The sequence below is a fragment of the Candidatus Methylomirabilota bacterium genome (genome assembly GCA_036005065.1).
Classification (GTDB): domain Bacteria; phylum Methylomirabilota; class Methylomirabilia; order Rokubacteriales; family DASRDR01; genus DASYQW01.
This window is the reverse complement of the sequence record DASYQW010000221.1, coordinates 14,538-32,228: the sequence shown is the minus strand read 5'-3', so window position 1 is coordinate 32,228 and position 17,691 is coordinate 14,538. Positions and strand designations below refer to the sequence as shown.

Here is a 17,691-nt window from a genome sequence, read left to right as displayed (position 1 = left end):
TCGCGAAGGAGCCGCCGCGCTTCCGCCACTCGTGACGCGCCGAGGGGGCCTCAGCGGCCCACTCCGAGACCCCGGGCGGCCCGGCCGAGTCCCCGGGGCGCCGGCCCCACGTACTCGGCGCGCGGGCGGATCAGGCGGTTGTCCGCATACTGCTCGAGCGCGTGGGCGCACCAGCCGGCCACGCGGCCGACGGCGAAGATCGACGTGCAGAAGTCCGGCGAGATCCCGAGGGCGTCGTAGACCACGGCCGAGAAGAAGTCGACGTTGACCGGCAGGCTCGTCCGGACCTTCATCGCTTCGTAGACGCGTTCCGCGGCCTCGAAGAGCCGCGTGTGGCCGGTGGCCTCGGCCATCGACTTGGCCATCCCGCGCAGGACCCGCGCCCGCGCGTCGTCGACCTTGTACACGCGATGACCGAATCCCGGCACCCGGGCCCGGGGATCGGCGCGCTCGGGCCGGGACAGCGCGGCATGGGCGTGAAGCCGCGCGTCGATGAAGGCCTCGGCCCTCGAGGGCTCGGCGATCTCGAGGAGCATCGCCAGGACGTCCTCGTTGGCGCCGCCGTGTCGCGGCCCCTTGAGCGTCGCGATGGCGGCCACGACGGCGGCGTGGAGGTCGGCGAGGGTCGCCACCGCCACCCGGGCGGCGAAGGTGGAGGCGTTCAACTCGTGATCCGCGTGGAGGGTGAGGATCACGTCCAGCACCCGGGCCATCTCGGGAGAGGGCTCCCGGCCCTCCAGGAGGTAGAGGAAGTGCGCGGCGTGCGAGCCGCCGGGCCGAGCCGGCAAGGGCTCCAGCCCGCGACGGAGGCGATGCCAGGCCGCCACGGTCTCGGGGACGAGGCTCATCAGCCGGGTCGCCTTCCGGAGGTTGGCCTCGCGGTCGCCGGCGCGGACGTCGGGATCCAGCGCCGCCGCCAGCGACACACCGGTTCGCAGCGCGTCGAGGGGATGGCAGTCGCGGGGCAGCGAGCGGAGCATGGCCAGCACCGGCGCCGGCAGCCCGCGCCCCCCCTCGAGCCGGGCCGAGAAGGCCTCGGCATGCTCGGGCAGCTCGCCGAACCAGAGCAGATGCGTCGCCGCCTCGAAGCTCACGGCGGATGCCAGGTCGCCGATCTCGTAGCCGCGGTAGTAGAGTCGGCCCGCCTCCCCGTCGATGGCGCAGATGGCCGAGCGGGCCGCGATGACGTCTTCGAGCCCCGCCTTCCAGGTGGTTTCCATAGCCGCCTCCTCTGCAGTGCGCAACAGGGTCGAACCTCTCATCCCTTGCCTAAGATTGATTATAGTTGATTTAACTATATTTGTCTTTACCAGCCTGGACAGGTCCGGGCCGACCTGTTATGGTCGAGCCGGTGATCGTGCTGGGCGGTGACGAGTACCTGACCGTCGAGGAGGCGGCCCGCCTCCTCGGTGTGAAGCGCGCGACGCTCTACGCGTACGTCAGCCGAGGATTTCTCCCGAGCTACCGCCAGGGCATCAAGCGCCAGCGCCTCTACCGCCGGGCCGACGTCGAGCGCCTGCTCCGGCTCCAGCCGAGCGCGGGCGTGAGTCGGGGAAGGGCGAGCCCCCGGGGCCGGCGGGGCCGACCGGCGGAGATCCCGCTCGCCGAATCCTGGATCAACGACTGACGCCGAGCGCGGCCCCCGGGGCGGCCGCGGGACCCCGCGCCCGGGCGCCCTTGTCAGGCCGCCCGGGGCATGCTAGACATACCGGCATTCGCCGGCATCCGTCTCGAGGACGCACTCTCCCCACCCCTGGCCAAGGAGGGTAGGCTCATGCAGTCTGTCGCCGCGCTCGCGCTCGCCCTGCTCGTCGCGCTCGGGCTCTGCGCCGTGGCCGGGCCGACCGGCGCCCAGGAGATCAAGCTCCGGGCCGGCCACGACCAGCCGGTCGGAAGCATGTACGACGAAGGCCACAAGATGTTCAAGAAGCTCGTGGAGGAGCGGAGCCAGGGGCGCATCAAGGTCGATGTGTTCCCGGCCGCCCAGCTCGGCTCCGAGGTGGCCATGATGGAGGGGCTCCGCCTCGGGTCCATCGACGTCATCTGCGCCAACGCCCCCAACGCGGCCACGGTCATCCCCGAACTGGGCCTCTTCAGCGTCGCCTACCTGTTCAAGGACATCCCGCACTTCGAGCGGGTCGTAAACGACCCGACCTTCCAGAAGCGGATCGACGAGATCGTGGCCAGCAAGGGCGTGGGCATCAAGGTGGCGGGTTACTACGCGGCCGGCGTCCGCAACATCTACAGCCGCAAGGGCTCGGTGGCGAGCCCCGACGACCTCAAGGGCCTGAAGATCCGGGTCCAGAACAACCCGGTGGAAGTCAAGGTGTGGAAGACCCTGGGGGCGATCCCGACCCCGATGAACTTCGGCGAGGTCTACCAGGCCCTCCAGTCCGGGGTCATCGACGCCGCCGAGAATGGCCTGGCCGTCATCGAGTCGAACAAGCACTACGAGGCGGCGAAGTACATCTCCCAGACCGAGCACCAGCGGAACCTGTCGACGCTGTACATCAACGAGAAGAAGCTCGCCAGCCTGCCGGCCGACCTCCAGAAGATCGTCCTGGAGGCGGGCAAGGAGGCCTCGGTGCACGAACGGAAGAAGGACGCCGAGTTCGTCGCGGCCGCGGTCGACCGCCTGAAGGCCAAGGGCGCCGTTCTCACCACGCCGGAGAAGACGAAGTTCGTGGCGCTGATCGCCCCCGTTCAGGACGAGGTGGCCCGGGAGCTCAAGGTGACGGACATCCTCGGGATCGTCCGGAGCCACGCCAAGTAACCCTGTCCGTGTCGCGCGCGTCGACGACGGCCCGGAAGGGCCGCCCGGGCCCCGGGGCGCCCCCCTGATGGCCCGGCTCCTGATCGCCATCGAGCGCGGGCTGCTGCCGCTCCTGGCCGCGCTCCTGGCCTTCATCACGCTCGGCATCTTCGTCCAGGTCTGCCTGCGCTACCTGTTCAGCGTGGCGTTCATCTGGGGCGAGGAGCTGTCCCTCTTCGCCTTCATCTGGTGCGTGTTCCTGGGAGCGGCGGTCAATACGCGCCGCCGCTCCCATTTCAGCTTCGACTTCCTGGCCGGGCTCCTCCGGGGGCGGGCGGCCGCCGCCCAGCGGCTGCTGGTCGACCTGATCGTCCTCGGGTTCTCGATCTTCATGCTCGTCAAGGGCTACGAGTTCGCCGTGCTCGGCCTCAAGCGCCTGTCACCGGGGCTCGGCATCACCATGTTCGTCCCCACCCTGATCATCCCGGTCAGCGCGGCCTACATGATCCTGGCGGCCGCGGTCGACGCGCTGCGCGACGGCCGCCAGGTCGCGCTCGGCACGCCGGAGAGCGCCTGATGCACCCCCTGGCCGTGCTGTTCGGGACGTTCGCCGGGGCGCTCGTCCTCGGGATCCCGATCTCCTACGCGCTCCTCCTCGCCTCGCTCCTGGTCGTGCTCCAGGAGGGGCTGCCCCCGGCGGTGGTCGTCCAGCAGATGTTCACCGGGATCAACGGCTTCACGCTCCTGGCCCTCCCCTTCTTCTTCCTGGCCGGCAACGTGATGAACGCCGGCGGGATCTCCGAGCGCCTGGTCAAGCTGGCCATGGCCCTGGTCGGCCACCTCCGGGGCGGGCTCGCCCACGTCAACGTGGTGGTGGGGATGTTCTTCGCCGGCATCTCCGGCAGCAGCACCGCCGAGGCGGCCGGGATCGGGACGGTCTTCATCCCAGCCATGAAGCGGCGGGGCTACGACGAGAATTTCACCGTCTGCCTCACCGCCTGCACCTCGACGATGGGCGTGGTGATCCCGCCGAGCATCCTGATGGTCGTCTACGGGGCGACCGCCGAGACCTCGACGGGGGCCCTCCTCATCGGCGGCATCCTGCCGGGGGTCCTCATGGGACTGGCCCTCATGATCCAGTCCCACTTCTTCGCGCTCAAGTACGACTTCCCCCGCGAGCACCCGCGCTTCCTCGGCCCCCGGGCCATCTGGGAGGGAGCCAAGGAGGGCATCTGGCCGCTCGGCGTGCCCGTCATCATCGTGGGCGGGATGGTGATCGGGATCTTCACCCCGACCGAGGCGGCATCGGTGGCCGCGGTCTACGCGCTCGGTATCACGCTCCTCCTGTACCGGAGCCTGGCCTGGGGGATGCTGCCGCGGCTCTTCGCCGACACCGTCGTCCAGTTCTCTCAGGTGCTCTTCTGCGTGGCCGGGGCGTCGATCTTCGGATGGCTGCTGGCCTTCTACCGGGTGCCGGACCTCGTGACCAGCTTCATTCTCGGCCTGACCACCGACTGGCGCCTCATCATGCTCCTGATCGTGCTCCTCTACATCGTGCTCGGCACCTTCATGGATGCGATCCCGGCCATTCTCATCTTCGTGCCCATCCTCCAGCCGGTCGCCCTCCAGGTCGGCATCCATCCGGTCCACCTCGGCGTGGTGATCGTCATGACGCTGGCGCTCGGTCTCTTGACCCTGCCCTATGGGCTCTGCTCGCTGACAGCCTGCGCGGTGGCCGGCATCCCGGTGACGCGGATCTTGAAGCTCCTCCACATCATGATGATCGCCATCATCGTCATCATCCTCGTCTGCGCCCTCGTCCCCTGGACGGTCCTGGCGATCCCGAGACTCCTCGTCCCGAAGTGGCTCTAGCGCGCCCGGGCCGACTGGCTGGCCCGCGGTGCGGTCGCGCGCCCGGCCGCGGTCCGCGCGGTCTCCGACGAGGTCTCCGGCGTTGACGGCGACCGGAAGATCATATACTCTACCCCGCACCATGCGGGGCTTCGCGCTGTTGGCGCCACACCTCGGGGCGCGCATTCTCGTCGGCCTCGCAAGGGTGACGCGTGCTCGGTGACCTACTGCCGGCGCCGGACGCGGTCGAACACGACCCGACAGCCACGGCCAGATTCCGATCGAGCCGACTCGTCTGGCTCGGGCTGACGGCGCTGGCCGGCTTCACGTTCTGGCTCCTGATCTCCGACAGCACCGTGCCCGCCGCGCTGCTCCGGGTCTATCGGGACCGGGAGCTCCTGCAGGACGCGCTCCGCCGCTGGGGTGTCTGGGCGCCCGGTCTCTTCGGGACCGTGCAGGCGCTCCAGGTCGTGATCGCTCCCTTTCCCGGCGAGATCACGGGCTTTCTGGGCGGCTTCCTGTTCGGGGAGGCCCTGGGCTTCGTGTACTCGACCCTGGGGCTGACGGCCGGATCGCTCTTCGCCTTCGCGGTGGGGCGCTGGCTCGGCGCGCCGTTCGTGTGCCGGCTCGTGGCCCCCGAGACGTGGGATCGCATGGGGTTCCTCGTCAAGGCCGAGGGTGCCCTCCTCTGCTTCATCGTTTACCTGATCCCCGGCCTGCCGAAGGACATCGCGTGCTATCTGTTCGGTCTCAGTCCCATGCCGTTCCGCCTCTTCGCCCTCGTCTCCACGGTGGGCCGCCTGCCCGGGACCTGGGCGCTGTCCGCCCAGGGCGCGAGGACCGCGACCGGCCACTACCTCGACATGGTCCTGGTGACGGCGGTGGTGGCGGCGGTGGCGCTGCCCCTCTACTACTACCGACACCAGCTCGTGGCCTGCTTCCGGCGGGTGCCGGGCACACGCTGAGCCTGACGGCCGCGCGCTCGTGAGATACCGCGCGGCCAGGAGGAACGAGCATGAAAGTCGACAGGGCGCGGCGCGGGGCCGCCGTGGTCGCGGGATTGGCACTCGGGACCTTGCTCGGCTGGGGAGACCGGCACCCGGCGACGGCGGGTCAGGAGGAGCAGTTCACCCCGGAATACCGGGAGGTGCGGACCTCGATCGACCCCAAGCACTCGGCCCGGATCGAGGCGCCCGACTCGGTGCGGCGCGGTGAGTGGTTCGACGTCACGATCCAGGTGGGGGTCGGAGGCGACCACCCGTCGCTCGGCGAGCATTTCATCCGGTACATCGCCCTCTACAAGGACTCGGCCGAGATCGCCCGCGTCTACCTCCACCCGGTCTTCTCGTTCCCGAAGGTGACCTTCACGATCGCGCTCGACGAAGGCGGCACGCTACGGGCGCTCGCGGAGCCGAACCACTCCGCGGCGTGGGAAACGTCGAAGAAGATCGCGGTGGTGCCCTAGATGAACCGGAGGGGGCCTCGACGGCCCCCTCCGGAACCTCCCCCGGGAACATTGCGGCGGCGAAGCCGCCGCTCGAAGCGGAACGACCGGGACGCGAGGTTAACGCCACGGGCGCTGCGAGAAACCAGGCCGTGAGGGGTCGAGGTCAGACCTTTGAAGGGATGTCTTCGCCGCCCTGAGGTCGGGGCGCCGGCTACTTCTTGCCCATCTCGAGGGTCAGCGTGGAGATCCCGGTTTCCGGAACCGTGATCTCCCGGCTGACCGTCCCGAGACTCTCCTGCCATACCTCGAGCGTGTACTTGCCGGGCGGCACGCTGCTGAGGACGAACTCGCCTTGCTCGTTGGTGACGGCGTAGAAGGGATGCTCGGCCACGACGACCCAGCCCCGCATCCAGGAGTGGAGATCGCAGTCCACGCGGACGATCTCGGGCCTCTTGAAGGCGACCGGAATGGATCGTCCCTTCGGCTGGGTGCGGTTGAAGGTCGCGTTCTCCTTGCTCCGGCTGTGCAGGTTGTGCAGGAGTCGGTCGCTGTTCAAGAACTCAACCGTCCCGCCCACCGGCACGACGACGACCCGCGGCGCGAACGCGCACTGCTTCTGGTCCATCTGGGCTGAGGGCAGGGGCGCGTCCCACTTCGCCCCGGCGGGAGGCGTCTGCAGGGACACCACGGCATACCGGATCGCTCGGTCGGCGGACAGGACGAGGTGCTCCGCCTCCTTCTCCTTCCCGCAGACGTACTGGTCGATCGTCACCGGGACCTTGCGCTGCTCGACCGGGCCACCGACGTAGCGGACCGTGCCCTTGATGGTGGTCGCCCAGGCCGGGCCGGCCAGCATCAGTCCCCACGCGATCAGGCCGGCGACCAGGGCGGCCGATCGGGTCCGAGCCCGTCGCGTCGGCCGAGCGAGGCCTCTCCGCATCAGTGCGCTCTCCTCGTAGGCGGTCCCGCCAGATTGAACGGTCGGCTGAGTCGTGAGCTCCGACTGCAGCTTAGTCCGGGCGGTCGGCACCGGTCAAGGCGCCCCGAGCGGTTTCGGGCGCGGCCGGCGCCCGGCGGCGGCTGACTCAAGAAACGCGTTGACAATCGGGGCACGTCAGCACAGATTCGTCAGAGGCGCCGGCGCCCGCGTGACGGCGCTCGATCCGGCCGGACGCGGGCCCTTCTGGAGCCGCCTGGGAGCCGTTGCATGTCGCGGGATCATGGACCTCGAGGAGAACACGGAGCGGAGCGCGCCTGGCGCTCCGGCCTCGGCGAGCGGTTCGCCGATGTCGTGCTCACCCGCTCGCCTGTCGGCCGGCTGGTGCGCGGGGTCGCCGCCATCCGGGCCTCGGTCCACACCAAGCTCCTCGGGGGGTTCTTGCTGGTGGCGCTCCTGTTCATCGTCATGGGGATCATGAGCCTTCAGACGATGGCCGGGATGTCCCGGCAGAGCCGCCTGCTCGACGAGCGACACCAGCGGGTCGATGCCTCGCGCCAGGTCCAAGAGGCCCTGGCCCGGCAGATGAACTTCACGGCGCTGGCCCTGCTCCTCAAGGACGAAGGGACGATCGAGAAGATCCTGCGCGAGAACAACCGCTTCAACGACATGCTGGCCCGAGTCGAGGAAGCCGCCCCGTCGGAGGAGCGGGAGACGATCCAGCGCATCCGTGCGACGCAGGACGAGGTGCTGACCACCGTCGCCGACATCGCGAACCTCCTCCGGGAGGGGAAGCTCGACCAGGCGATGCGACTGCACCTGAACCAGGGATCGCCTCTCTACGAGCGGATCGAGGGCCTGGTCGAGCAGGTCGTCAAGTCGGAAGAGGACGGGATGGCCAGCCTGCGGCGCAGCGTGGTGGCCGCCAACCGCCGGGCGCTCGTCCTGGTGGCGAGTTTCGTGGGAGGGTCGCTCGTCCTCGCCCTCCTGCTCGGGTTCGTGATCTCGTGGTCCCTCATCCTGCCCGTGCGCCAGGCGGACGGGTTCCTGAGCCGGGTGGCCAAAGGGGACTTCGGCAGCGTCATCGATGTCCCCAATCGTGACGAGTTCGGAGCTCTGGCCGCCCGGATGAATCAGATGAGCCGGGAGCTTCATCGGCTTTACGAGCGCCAGCGCGAAGCCGGCCAGGAGCTCCAGATCCTCAACGAGAAGCTCGGGCGCGCGAGCCAGGCGAAATCGGACTTCCTCGCCAACATGAGCCACGAGCTGCGCACGCCCCTCAACGCGATCATCGGCTACAGCGAGATGCTGCAGGAAGAGGCGGTGGAGGCCGGCGATCCCCGGTCCGTGCCCGACCTGCAGAAGATCAACGCGGCGGGGAAGCACCTGCTGGAGCTGATCAACGCCGTGCTCGACCTCTCCAAGATCGAGGCCGGCAAGATGGATCTGTACCTCGAAACCTTCGGCGTGCCGGCCGTCGTGCGGGACATCGCGGCCGTGATTCAACCCCTGGCGGATAAGAACGGAAACCGGCTGGAGGTGCAGTGCGATCCCGCCGTCGGCAGCATGCGGGCCGATCTCACCAAGCTCCGGCAAGCCCTGTTCAACCTCCTGAGCAACGCCTGCAAGTTCACCGACCACGGGACGGTGACGCTGACGGTCAGCCGCCAGACGGAGCCCGCCGGAGAGTGGCTGACCTTCAGCGTGCGGGACACCGGAATCGGCCTGACGGCCGAGCAGCTGGGCCGGCTCTTTCAGGAGTTCTCCCAGGCCGACGCCTCCACGACCCGCAAATACGGCGGCACCGGGCTCGGCCTGGCCCTCAGCCGTCGCCTGTGCCGGCTCATGGGCGGCGACCTCACCGTGGAAAGCGTGCCGGGCGCGGGCAGCACCTTCACCATCCGCCTGCCGGCCCGCGCCGCCGAGCCCCTGCCGGAGACGCCCGCCCCCGGCCAAGCGCCCGCTGACGGGACCAATACCGTGCTGGTCATCGACGACGACCCGGCCGTCCGTGACCTGATGCAGCGCTTCCTGGGGAAGGAGGGCTTCCGGGTCGTGACCGCCGGCGGCGGTGAGGAAGGTCTCCGAGTGGCCAAGGCGCTGCGACCCCGGGTGATCACGCTCGACGTGATGATGCCCGGCCTGGACGGCTGGACCGTGCTGGCGGCCCTCAAGGCGGATCCCGATCTCGCCGACATCCCCGTCATCATGCTGACCATCGTGGACGACAAGAACCTCGGGTACGCGCTGGGAGCCACCGATTACCTCATCAAGCCCCTCGATCGCGAGCGCCTCGTCACCGTCCTCAACAAGTACCGGCGCGACCTCCCGATCCTCGTCGTCGACGACGACCCCGACGTGCGGCAGCTGATCCGCCGGACCCTGGAACGGGAGGGATACACGGTGGCCGAGGCCGAGCACGGGCGCGCCGCCCTCGAGTACCTGCAGGCCCGGGCACCCGGACTGATCCTGCTCGACCTGATGATGCCGGAAATGGACGGATTCGAGTTCGTCGCCGAGGTCCGGAAGCGTGACGCCTGGCGCGCGATCCCGATCGTCGTCGTGACCGCCAAGCACCTGTCGGCCGAGGACCGGCAACGCCTGAACGGCTACGTGGAAAGGGTCCTCCAGAAGGGGACGTACAGCCGCGACGACCTGCTCCGCGAGGTGCGCGACATGGTGACCGCCTCCGCCCGCCCCCGGACGACCTGAGGACAGGTCATGCCGAAGATCCTCCTCGTCGAGGACAACGAGATGAACCGGGACATGCTGTCCCGGCGGCTGCAGCGGAAAGGCTACGAGGTCGTCCTGGCCGTCGATGGGCAGGAAGGCGTCGAGCGGGCGCAGTCGGAGGGGCCGGCGCTCATCCTCATGGACATGAGCCTGCCCGGGCTGGACGGCTGGGAAGCGACGCGGCGGCTCAAGGCCGCGCCGGCGACGCGGGACATTCCCATCATCGCCCTCACCGCCCACGCCATGTCCGGTGACCGCGAGAAGGCGCTGGAGGCCGGGTGCGACGATTTCGATACCAAGCCGATCGAGTTTCCCCGGCTGCTGGCCAAGATCGAAGCGCTGCTGTCCAGCAGGCCCGCCGGATGACGCCCGAGCCCACCAGCCTCGCCTACCTCCGCCACGAGCTGCGGACGCCGTTGAACCACATGATCGGCTACAGCGAGATGCTGCTGGAGGACCTCGAGGCCGCCAGCGGAGCCGACCTGGCGCCCGGGCTCCGCCGCATCCAGGAGGATTCCCGGTGGCTCCTCGCCCGCATCAATGAGGTGCTGGCCGCGCCCGGCGCCGAGGCGGGCACCGTGGATCTCGAGCGCGCGGCGGCCGAGCTGACCGAGCCGCTGGAGCGGATCATCGCCACCGCTCAAGCCCTCAGCGCCCAGGCCGCCCCGGCCGGCTCGGTCAGCCTGCTGCCGGACCTGGCCCGGATCAGCACCGCGGCGGACCACCTGCGCACGTTGATCCGGCAGGGCGTGCCGCGACCGGGGGACGAGCGGTCCGGGGCCGGCGGGCGGGCCCCGGACGCCTCGGCCCCCCGGGCCGTGGCCCCCGTCGCGTCGCCTGAGCACGGGGCGATCCTGGTCGTCGACGACAACGAGAGCAACCGCGAGATGCTGGCGCGGCGGCTCGCCCGACAGGGCTACCGGGTCCGGATGGCGGCCGGCGGCCGCCAGGCCCTCGATGCCCTCCGGACCGAGCCGGTGGATCTCGTGCTGCTGGACGTGATGATGCCGGAGATGGACGGCTACGAGGTCCTCCAGCGCCTCAAGGCCGATTCCGCGCTGCGCGACATCCCCGTCCTGATGATCTCGGCGCTCGACGAGATCGCGAGCGTCGTGCGATGCATCGAGCTGGGCGCGGAAGATTACCTGGCCAAGCCCTTCGACCCCGTGCTCCTCCGGGCCCGGATCGGCGCCTGTCTCGAGAAGAAACGCCTGCGCGACCAGGAGGTGCGGCACCTCAGGGAACTGGCGGAGTGGAACCGGACGCTCGAAGAGCGCGTCCGGGAGCAGGTCGCTCAGGTCGAGCGCCTCGGTCGACTCAAGCGATTCTTCTCGCCGCAGCTGGCCGATCTCATCGTGGCCGGTGATGCCGACGATCCCCTGAAGACGCACCGCCGGGAGGTCACGGTCGTGTTTCTCGATCTCCGCGGGTTCACCGCATTCGCCGAGACGTCCGAGCCCGAGGAGGTGATGGGCGTCCTCCGCCAGTACCACGCCGAGATGGGCCAGCTGATTCTCCAGCACGAGGGGACGCTCGAGCGCTTCACCGGCGACGGGATGATGGTCTTCTTCAATGACCCCGTCCCGGTGTCGAATCCCGCCGAGCGTGCCATCCGGATGGCGGTGGCGATGCGCGATCGGGTCAAGGCGCTCAGCGCGGGATGGCGCAAACGCGGATGGGATCTCGACCTCGGCGTCGGAATCGCCCAGGGCTACGCGACCCTCGGCGCCATCGGCTTCGAAGGGCGCTGGGACTACGGCGCCATCGGGACGGTGACGAACCTCGCCGCGCGCCTCTGCGGCGAGGCGAAGGCCGGACAGATCCTCGTGGCCGCCCGGGTGGCGACCGCCCTCGAGGATCTGGCCGAGACCGAGGAGGTGGGCCCTCTCGTCTTGAAGGGACTCCTCAGGCCGGTCCCGACCTTCAACGTGCTCCGCCTCACGCGCGGCGACCGAGGCCCGGCCGGGGCATAGCGTCTCGCCGCCCAGCCCGCGGGGATCCGGGATCGGATCGAGCGGATGATGTCCGGGGCGCCCGGCACCGCCGAGCTGCTACTCGCCTTCGTCCTTCCGCTGGCCGTCGTGTCGCTGGTGATGGTCTACGCGATGGTCCAGTGGAGCGAGACCCTGCTCGACCTCGAGCCGCCGCCACCGGGGTGGTCCCGCCGTCGCCGCTGGGGTGCCGCCTACGTCGGCTGCTGGCTCGTCATCCTCCTCCTGTTCGCCCGCTTCCTCGGGAGCGCCGAAGGCGGATTCACCGCGCGCAACCTCGGCATGCTCGCCCTCGTGGTGGGGGGATGGTGGGGCTTGCACGCGCTCATCATCGCCTTCGGCCGGGCCATCGGCCGCGCCAACGCCCGAGCGGCTGCCGGCCCACCGGCGCCAGCCGGAGAGGAGGAGGAGTCGGAAGCGCCGGGGCCGGTGGCGCCTGAGGCGCCGTCCGCCCTCTCGACCGGAGCAGCCGGCACGCCCGGCGGCGTACGACAGGCCCTCGGGTGGGGGGCGTCCGTGGCCGTCGCGCTGCTCGCCATCACCCTCGGCGAGTTGTCTCCGGCCATGAAGGCACTCGAGGACGTCATGGCGCGGCACCAGCCTCCGCTGCTGGCCGTCGCCATCGGCATGGCGGCGCTGGGCTTCGTGCTGTTCATGGGCGGCCTCATCCACCTGATGCTCACCGGGGGCCAGCCGATGACCCACGTAGAGGTCGAGGAGATGGCCCGCCAGAGCCGGGACCTGTCCGCGCGACCCTACGTCTGGCGTCGGTCCACGTATCGGATCCGCGGCCGGACGGTCGGGGCCCAGGCCGAGGACGCGGCTTCGTTCTCCGAGATCAAGGCCGCCTGGCGCTCGGGTGCCTGGCGACGCAGTCGGCGCTGGCGGCGAATGTTCGTGATCCTGACGGGCGGCCTGCTCATGACGTTCGGCATCTTCGGCATCCCGTTCGTGGTAGGCCCGGCCGGCATCAAGCTGGTGGTGGGCGCCGCCATGGTCTACGTCCTCGGGCAGCTCGTCCGGGGCTTCTGGCGTGCGTGACGCGAGCCGGCGCGCGCACGGTGGACGAGGGCCGGCCGCTCAGCCGGCGGTCTGCGGGCTTCCGGCGTAGGCCTGACGGTGGAAGTAGTTGGCGTTGTAGAATTCCAGAACGAGGTCGCGATACACGGCCGGGGGGTATCGCGCCGGATCGCCGGGGCCGACGCACGTCGGCAAGCACTCGATGACCGTCTCCACGTTCGGGCTGTAGAAGAAGGCGATCGAGTAGCGGTCCGTACCCGAATCGTTCAGCACCCCGTGGGGGGTCGAGAGAAAGCGATCGTTCGACCACCGCTTCATGATGTTGCCGAGGTTGACGAGGAACGTCCCGGGGATCACCGGCGGGGCCAGCCACTCCCCGCCGGGGAGACGGACGGCGAGCCCGGGAACATCCTCTCGGGCGAGCATGGTGACGAACGAGTTGTCGGTGTGGGGCCCCTGGCCGAACTGCTCGTCGTCCTCCGTGTCCTGCGGCGGGTAGTGCAGGAAGCGCAGGTTGATGTGCGCCTCGTTCCGGAAGAACGGGCTGAAGTGGCCGGGCGGCATGTCCAGCGCCCGCGCGAGCACCGGCAGCATCCCCTCGCCCAGCCCCTCCAGGGTCTCGAAGTACCTGACCATCGCGGACCGCATCCCCTCGCGCCCCTCGGGCCACTGGTTGCGGCCGCGGAGCGGAGTACCGGCGAGGACATCGGGGTGGCTGGCGTCCCGGTCGTGGCTGATGAAGAAGCTCTCGTTGTAGTTCGGTCGAGTGGCCTTGTGGACGGTGGACGCCCCCTGGATGCTCTGGTTCACCGCCAGGTAGCCGATGTTGTTCTCGTTGATCCTGAGCGCGAGCTTCTCTTCGAGCGGCATCCCATGAAACTCGCGCGCGGCCCGGAAGGCGGCATCGACCACCGCCGGGGGCACGCCGTGACCGGCGAGGTAGAAGAAGCCGACCTGCTCGCAGGCGCGCCGCACCTCGCCCGCGACGGCGTCGAGCCCACCCGGCTGGCCTCGGAGCGCGGGACCGAAGTCGATGACGGGGATCGCCCGCGTCGCTTCCTCGACGCTCCTCACGGCCATGGCTTTGAAGATGTTCATCGCCCGGCCCTCCGCTCCGACATCGGGTGCCGCATCCAGACGTTCGGGTCCTCGTAGCGTCCTTCGTCCCGATCGCGATCGATCGTGACCGGCTGAAGCGCGCCCGGGACGACGTACGTCCCGGAGTCGGGGAAGCGCATGGCCGTCCACTCCTCCCACGCCCCCACCGTTCCCACGATGACCATCGCCCGGGGGAGCACGCCGACGATCTCGGCTCCGAGCTTCGCGTGAGTACGCACCCACGGATCGAACGGCAGCCCCTCGCCATCCGTCCACTTGACGTATTGCCCCATGCCCGCGAGCGGATAGCTGGCCTTGAGCGTCGGCCGGACGGGGGCCACGAACGCCTCGAGGCCCTTTCCCTGCGCCAGCTGCGCCATCGCGGTCAGGACGGCCCGGCTGAGCCCCTCCCCACGATGGCGCCGGTCCACCAGCACGGCGAGGGCGGAGAGCGTCGTCGGCGGGCGGCCGTGCGCCCGTGCGTGCGCCGCATTCTCCATGATCCCGGCGATGCTGGGGGGAAGGGCGTCGGCCTGGCCGCCCCAGACGAATGGGATCGCGTGCCCGACCGCGACGACCCGGCCGAACTGACCGCACACCGCGAGCTGCCAGTCGGCGAACTCGGTGAAGAGCGCCGGCCAGTAGCGTCCGCAGCCGAGCTCGTCTCGCTGGCGCATGAAGCGGGGCCATCCTTCCTCGGCGAGTCGCTCGAACTCGGGCTCCAGCTCGGGTCGATCACGGAGCGTGAACGTCCGCCAGAGCGTGGAATGGCTCATGCCGTCATCATACTGCGAATCACATGAGGACAGCGCCTTGACCGGCGCCGCGCGGGCCGGCTAGAGTAACGTTCATCGCTGCCCCCAACATTCCGACTCGGAGGCGCCGCATGCTCGTCCGACGAATCGCCTCGTCGCTCCTCCTCCTCGCCCTTCCCCTGACGGCGGCGGCCGCGCCGTCCGGCCGCGTCGTCATCGCCCAGGGCGTCGATCCGACGAGCCTCGACACGATGAACCAGCAGGAGACGCCGGCCTCCAACCTGGCCCGCCATCTCTACGAGGGGCTCGTCATGCGGGACCAGAACCTCGACCTCGTGCCGGCGCTGGCCGTGGAGCTGCCGAAGACCGTGGCGCCGACGACCTGGGAGGTCAAGCTGCGGCGGGGCGTCCGCTTCCATAACGGCGAGGAGTTCACGGCCGAATCGGTGAAGTTCAGCCTCGAGCGCCTGGCGAATCCCGCCAACAAGCTCCGCGCCACTCCCAACTTCGTGCCGATCGACCGGGTGGAGATCGTCGACCCCCACACGGTCCGCGTCCATACCCGGAAGCCCTGGCCGATCTTCGCGAAGGCCATGGCCTTCGCCCAGGCCGCGATGTATCCCCCGAAGGCGTACGAAGGGAAGGACTCGACATACATCTCGAAGAACCCGATCGGCACCGGTCCCTACCGGTACGTCCGGTGGGCGAAGGACGAGGAGATCGTCCTCGAGGCGAACGAGCAGTACTGGCGGGGCGCGCCGAAGATCAAGACGGTCGTGTTCCGGCCGATCCCCGACGACGCCGTGCGGGTGGCCGCGCTGCAAAACGGCGAGATCGACCTGGCCGTCAACATTCCGCCCCATCTGGCGCCCGTCATCGATCGCCATCCGCGCGTCACCCTGTCCACGGCTCCCAGTGTGCGGACCATCCAGCTCCTGTACTACACCCACCAGATGGACGCCCAGCACAAGGTGGTCGGCCCTTACGCGGGGCCGACCGTGGACCGCCGCGTGCGTCGGGCCATGAACGTCGCGGTCGACGTGGACGAGCTCATCCGGACCGTCCTGGACGGGAAGGGTGTCCGGGTCGCCACCATGCTGACGGACCGGCACTTCGGGTTCGATCGCGAGCTCAAGCCGCTCCGGCCCGACCCGGCCCAGGCCGCCAGGCTCCTGGCCGAGGCCGGCCACCCCAACGGGATCGACATCGTCCTGAACAGTCCCCAGGGCCGGTACGTCCGCGACAAGGAGGTGGCCGAGGCCGTGAGCGGTCAGCTCACGCGGGCCGGCATCCGCACGACGCCCCGCACCTACGAGTGGGGCAACTACCTCAACAGCATGGCCTACGTCCACAAGGCCGGACCGGTGTGGCTCATCGGCTGGGGGGCGGGTACCTACGACGCCGAGAGCATCTACGTCCCGCTGTTCCGGACGGGCGGGATCTTCGTCAATTACCACAATCCCGAGTTCGACAGGCTGGTGGACGAGGCGCAGGGCACGATGGACGAAAAGAAGCGCCTCGAGCTCTACCACCGGATCAACCGGCTCTGGGTGGAAGAGGCGGCGGCCATGCCCCTCTACCAGCAGGTCGACCTCTACGGCGTGAACCGCCGCCTCGTCTGGAAGGCGCGCGGGGACGAGGTAATCAAGGCCTCCGACATGGCGTTCAAGGACGACAGGTAGCCGAAACGAGCGAACGCCGTCGGAAGCCCCGGGATGCGTCGCGCGGCGCGACCGGGCCGGCTCAGCCCCGGCCGGCGCGCGAGCGGGCCGGCCCGGTGCGGCGGGGCCGGTCGCACCGGGCCAGGAAGGCGAGGACCGCGCGGTTCCAGGCCTCGGGCTGATCCCGGTTGGCGAAGTGGCTCGCCGGGGAGAGCACGACGAGCTTCGAGCCCCGGATCTTTCGGTGCATGACCTTCATGGGGCCGAGCGACGGGTCCTGGTCCCCGCCGACCAGCAGCACCGGGATCCGGTGCAGCCGGTGAAGGTCGCCGGTGATGTGGTCCATGGCGATGAGGCTCCGGAGGGAGTTGGCATAGCCGATGGGACTGAGCCGCCGATACTCTTCGTAAAATTCGGCTTTGGCGCCCGGGTCCAGGGCGAGGCGCCCGGCCACGTTGGGGTTGCCCGTCATGGCGTACTCGGCCATGGCGTCCATTCCCTGGTCGAGGGTGATCTCGATGCTCCGGGCCCGCATCACGAGGTTTTCCACGGACAGCGGAAGCCCGGACGCCGAGGAGGAGTTGGTGACGATGAGCGACCGGACCCGGCCCGGGTAGCGGAGCGCGAACCGGGTCGCGATGCCGCCGCCCAGCGAGAGCCCGCCCACGTGAGCCCTCCGAATCCTCAGGTGATCGAGCAGATCGCGAAGGTCGAGCGCCCACCGCTGGAACGAATACCGGGCCGGATCCTCGGGACTGTCGGAGCGAGCATGGCCCCGCGGCTCCCAGAGGACGAGTCGATGCCGGGCGGCGAGGGCGGCCGCGTTGGTGTTCCACATGTCGGTGTTGCCCCCGATGCCGTACGCCAGGACCAGCGGGCTGCCCGATCCGTCCTCCTCGTAGTAAATCCGCACACGATCGTCGGTCCTGGCGTACGGCATGGTCCTCCTGGCCTCTGGCGACCTACCAGGCTGGCGGACTAGCGGCGCACAAGGCGTGTGTCCGAGTAACCCGGCCGCTCCTATCCGCTCCCTCTCCCCCCGGTGGGGGAGAGGGAAATTGGGGGCAAACGCGCTTCGGCAATTTGCCGATTGGGGCTAGGCTTTGCCGTTCTCACGCTCGAACTTGGTCTTCCAGTCCTTGTTCAGATCCTCGATCCCGTCGATGTGCTTGATGGTGCTCCACGTCGCGCGGGCGGCCCCCCGCATCGCGTAGTAGAGGGTCTCGCTGAGCTCGTCGTCGGTGGCGCCGGCTTGCTTCGCAGCCGCGAAGCGTCCCGGCACTCAGGAGGTACAGCCGGCCGCGGCCATCGCCGCGAGGGCCACGAGCTGCATCGTTTTGGGATCGAGGGCGCCCTCCCGATAGTAGACGCCGGCGAACTCCTTCATCTGAGCCATGAGGACCTCCGTGATGTGTGTGTGGTGTACAGGGATAGGGGAATGGCCGG

18 protein-coding genes are annotated in these 17,691 nt (G+C 69.5%); 11 read left to right on the top strand and 7 right to left on the bottom strand.

The window, feature by feature from the left end; translation table 11 throughout:
• Nucleotides 1–50: 50 nt before the first annotated feature.
• Entirely contained in the window at nt 51–1,220 is a 1,170-nt protein-coding gene (locus tag VGW35_16325) for a citrate/2-methylcitrate synthase (protein HEV8309227.1), read from the bottom strand.
• Nucleotides 1,221–1,339: 119 nt separating this feature from the next.
• On the opposite strand from VGW35_16325, the gene VGW35_16320 reads away from it, so the two are divergent.
• The 6 genes from VGW35_16320 (at nt 1,340) to VGW35_16295 (ending at nt 6,068) form a co-directional block, all read left to right on the top strand.
• Nucleotides 1,340–1,627 carry a helix-turn-helix domain-containing protein gene (locus VGW35_16320; GenBank protein HEV8309226.1) on the top strand — a complete coding sequence of 96 codons (288 nt, stop codon included), beginning with the start codon at nt 1,340–1,342 and terminating at the stop codon, nt 1,625–1,627.
• Between the two features lie 147 nt (nt 1,628–1,774).
• Nucleotides 1,775–2,773, top strand: coding sequence for a TRAP transporter substrate-binding protein (locus tag VGW35_16315; GenBank protein HEV8309225.1), 999 nt, complete (start codon nt 1,775–1,777; stop codon nt 2,771–2,773).
• Between the two features lie 67 nt (nt 2,774–2,840).
• Entirely contained in the window at nt 2,841–3,329 is a 489-nt protein-coding gene (locus tag VGW35_16310) for a TRAP transporter small permease (protein ID HEV8309224.1), read from the top strand.
• Nucleotides 3,329–4,624, top strand: a complete 1,296-nt coding sequence (locus tag VGW35_16305) for a TRAP transporter large permease (GenBank protein HEV8309223.1) — start codon at nt 3,329–3,331, stop codon at nt 4,622–4,624. Before VGW35_16310 ends, VGW35_16305 begins: the two co-directional genes overlap by 1 nt.
• A 191-nt stretch (nt 4,625–4,815) precedes the next feature.
• Nucleotides 4,816–5,568, top strand: coding sequence for a TVP38/TMEM64 family protein (locus tag VGW35_16300; GenBank protein HEV8309222.1), 753 nt, complete (start codon nt 4,816–4,818; stop codon nt 5,566–5,568).
• 50 nt (nt 5,569–5,618) lie between these two features.
• A complete protein-coding gene (locus tag VGW35_16295) occupies nt 5,619–6,068 on the top strand; it encodes a desulfoferrodoxin family protein (protein ID HEV8309221.1) in 450 nt (149 codons plus the stop codon).
• A gap of 193 nt (nt 6,069–6,261) precedes the next feature.
• Here VGW35_16295 and VGW35_16290 read toward each other — a convergent pair whose 3' ends face one another.
• The gene (locus VGW35_16290; protein HEV8309220.1) at nt 6,262–6,990 is read right to left on the bottom strand and encodes a carboxypeptidase regulatory-like domain-containing protein; all 729 of its coding nucleotides are present in this window, start codon (nt 6,988–6,990) and stop codon (nt 6,262–6,264) included.
• Between the two features lie 267 nt (nt 6,991–7,257).
• Between VGW35_16290 and VGW35_16285 the strand changes: the two genes are divergently transcribed.
• Genes VGW35_16285 through VGW35_16270 form a run of 4 tightly spaced genes read left to right on the top strand, consistent with a single transcriptional unit; the run spans nt 7,258 to nt 12,752 of the window.
• Complete coding sequence (locus VGW35_16285) at nt 7,258–9,699, top strand: response regulator (GenBank protein ID HEV8309219.1); 2,442 nt, start codon at nt 7,258–7,260, stop codon at nt 9,697–9,699.
• Between the two features lie 9 nt (nt 9,700–9,708).
• Nucleotides 9,709–10,086 carry a response regulator gene (locus VGW35_16280; GenBank protein HEV8309218.1) on the top strand — a complete coding sequence of 126 codons (378 nt, stop codon included), beginning with the start codon at nt 9,709–9,711 and terminating at the stop codon, nt 10,084–10,086.
• Nucleotides 10,083–11,693, top strand: coding sequence for a response regulator (locus VGW35_16275; protein ID HEV8309217.1), 1,611 nt, complete (start codon nt 10,083–10,085; stop codon nt 11,691–11,693). Before VGW35_16280 ends, VGW35_16275 begins: the two co-directional genes overlap by 4 nt.
• A 45-nt stretch (nt 11,694–11,738) precedes the next feature.
• Nucleotides 11,739–12,752 (top strand): hypothetical protein, encoded by a 1,014-nt coding sequence (locus tag VGW35_16270; protein HEV8309216.1) that lies wholly within the window; start codon nt 11,739–11,741, stop codon nt 12,750–12,752.
• A gap of 39 nt (nt 12,753–12,791) precedes the next feature.
• On the opposite strand, the gene VGW35_16265 is transcribed toward VGW35_16270, so the two are convergent.
• Nucleotides 12,792–13,829 carry a 2-oxoglutarate and iron-dependent oxygenase domain-containing protein gene (locus VGW35_16265; GenBank protein ID HEV8309215.1) on the bottom strand — a complete coding sequence of 346 codons (1,038 nt, stop codon included), beginning with the start codon at nt 13,827–13,829 and terminating at the stop codon, nt 12,792–12,794.
• Entirely contained in the window at nt 13,826–14,605 is a 780-nt protein-coding gene (locus VGW35_16260; protein ID HEV8309214.1) for a GNAT family N-acetyltransferase, read from the bottom strand. The genes VGW35_16265 and VGW35_16260 overlap by 4 nt, the downstream gene beginning before the upstream one ends.
• A 110-nt stretch (nt 14,606–14,715) precedes the next feature.
• Here VGW35_16260 and VGW35_16255 point away from each other — a divergent pair, with 110 nt between their 5' ends.
• A complete protein-coding gene (locus tag VGW35_16255) occupies nt 14,716–16,266 on the top strand; it encodes an ABC transporter substrate-binding protein (GenBank protein HEV8309213.1) in 1,551 nt (516 codons plus the stop codon).
• 61 nt (nt 16,267–16,327) lie between these two features.
• Here the strand turns inward: VGW35_16255 and VGW35_16250 are convergent, their stop codons facing one another.
• From VGW35_16250 to VGW35_16240, 3 genes are all read right to left on the bottom strand, one after another.
• On the bottom strand, nt 16,328–17,185 hold the full coding sequence (locus VGW35_16250) for an alpha/beta fold hydrolase (protein HEV8309212.1): 858 nt from the start codon (nt 17,183–17,185) through the stop codon (nt 16,328–16,330).
• 156 nt (nt 17,186–17,341) lie between these two features.
• Nucleotides 17,342–17,527 carry a hypothetical protein gene (locus VGW35_16245; GenBank protein ID HEV8309211.1) on the bottom strand — a complete coding sequence of 62 codons (186 nt, stop codon included), beginning with the start codon at nt 17,525–17,527 and terminating at the stop codon, nt 17,342–17,344.
• Nucleotides 17,528–17,641: a carboxymuconolactone decarboxylase family protein gene (locus VGW35_16240; GenBank protein HEV8309210.1), complete on the bottom strand. Its 114-nt coding sequence runs from the start codon at nt 17,639–17,641 to the stop codon at nt 17,528–17,530.
• Nucleotides 17,642–17,691: the final 50 nt, after the last annotated feature.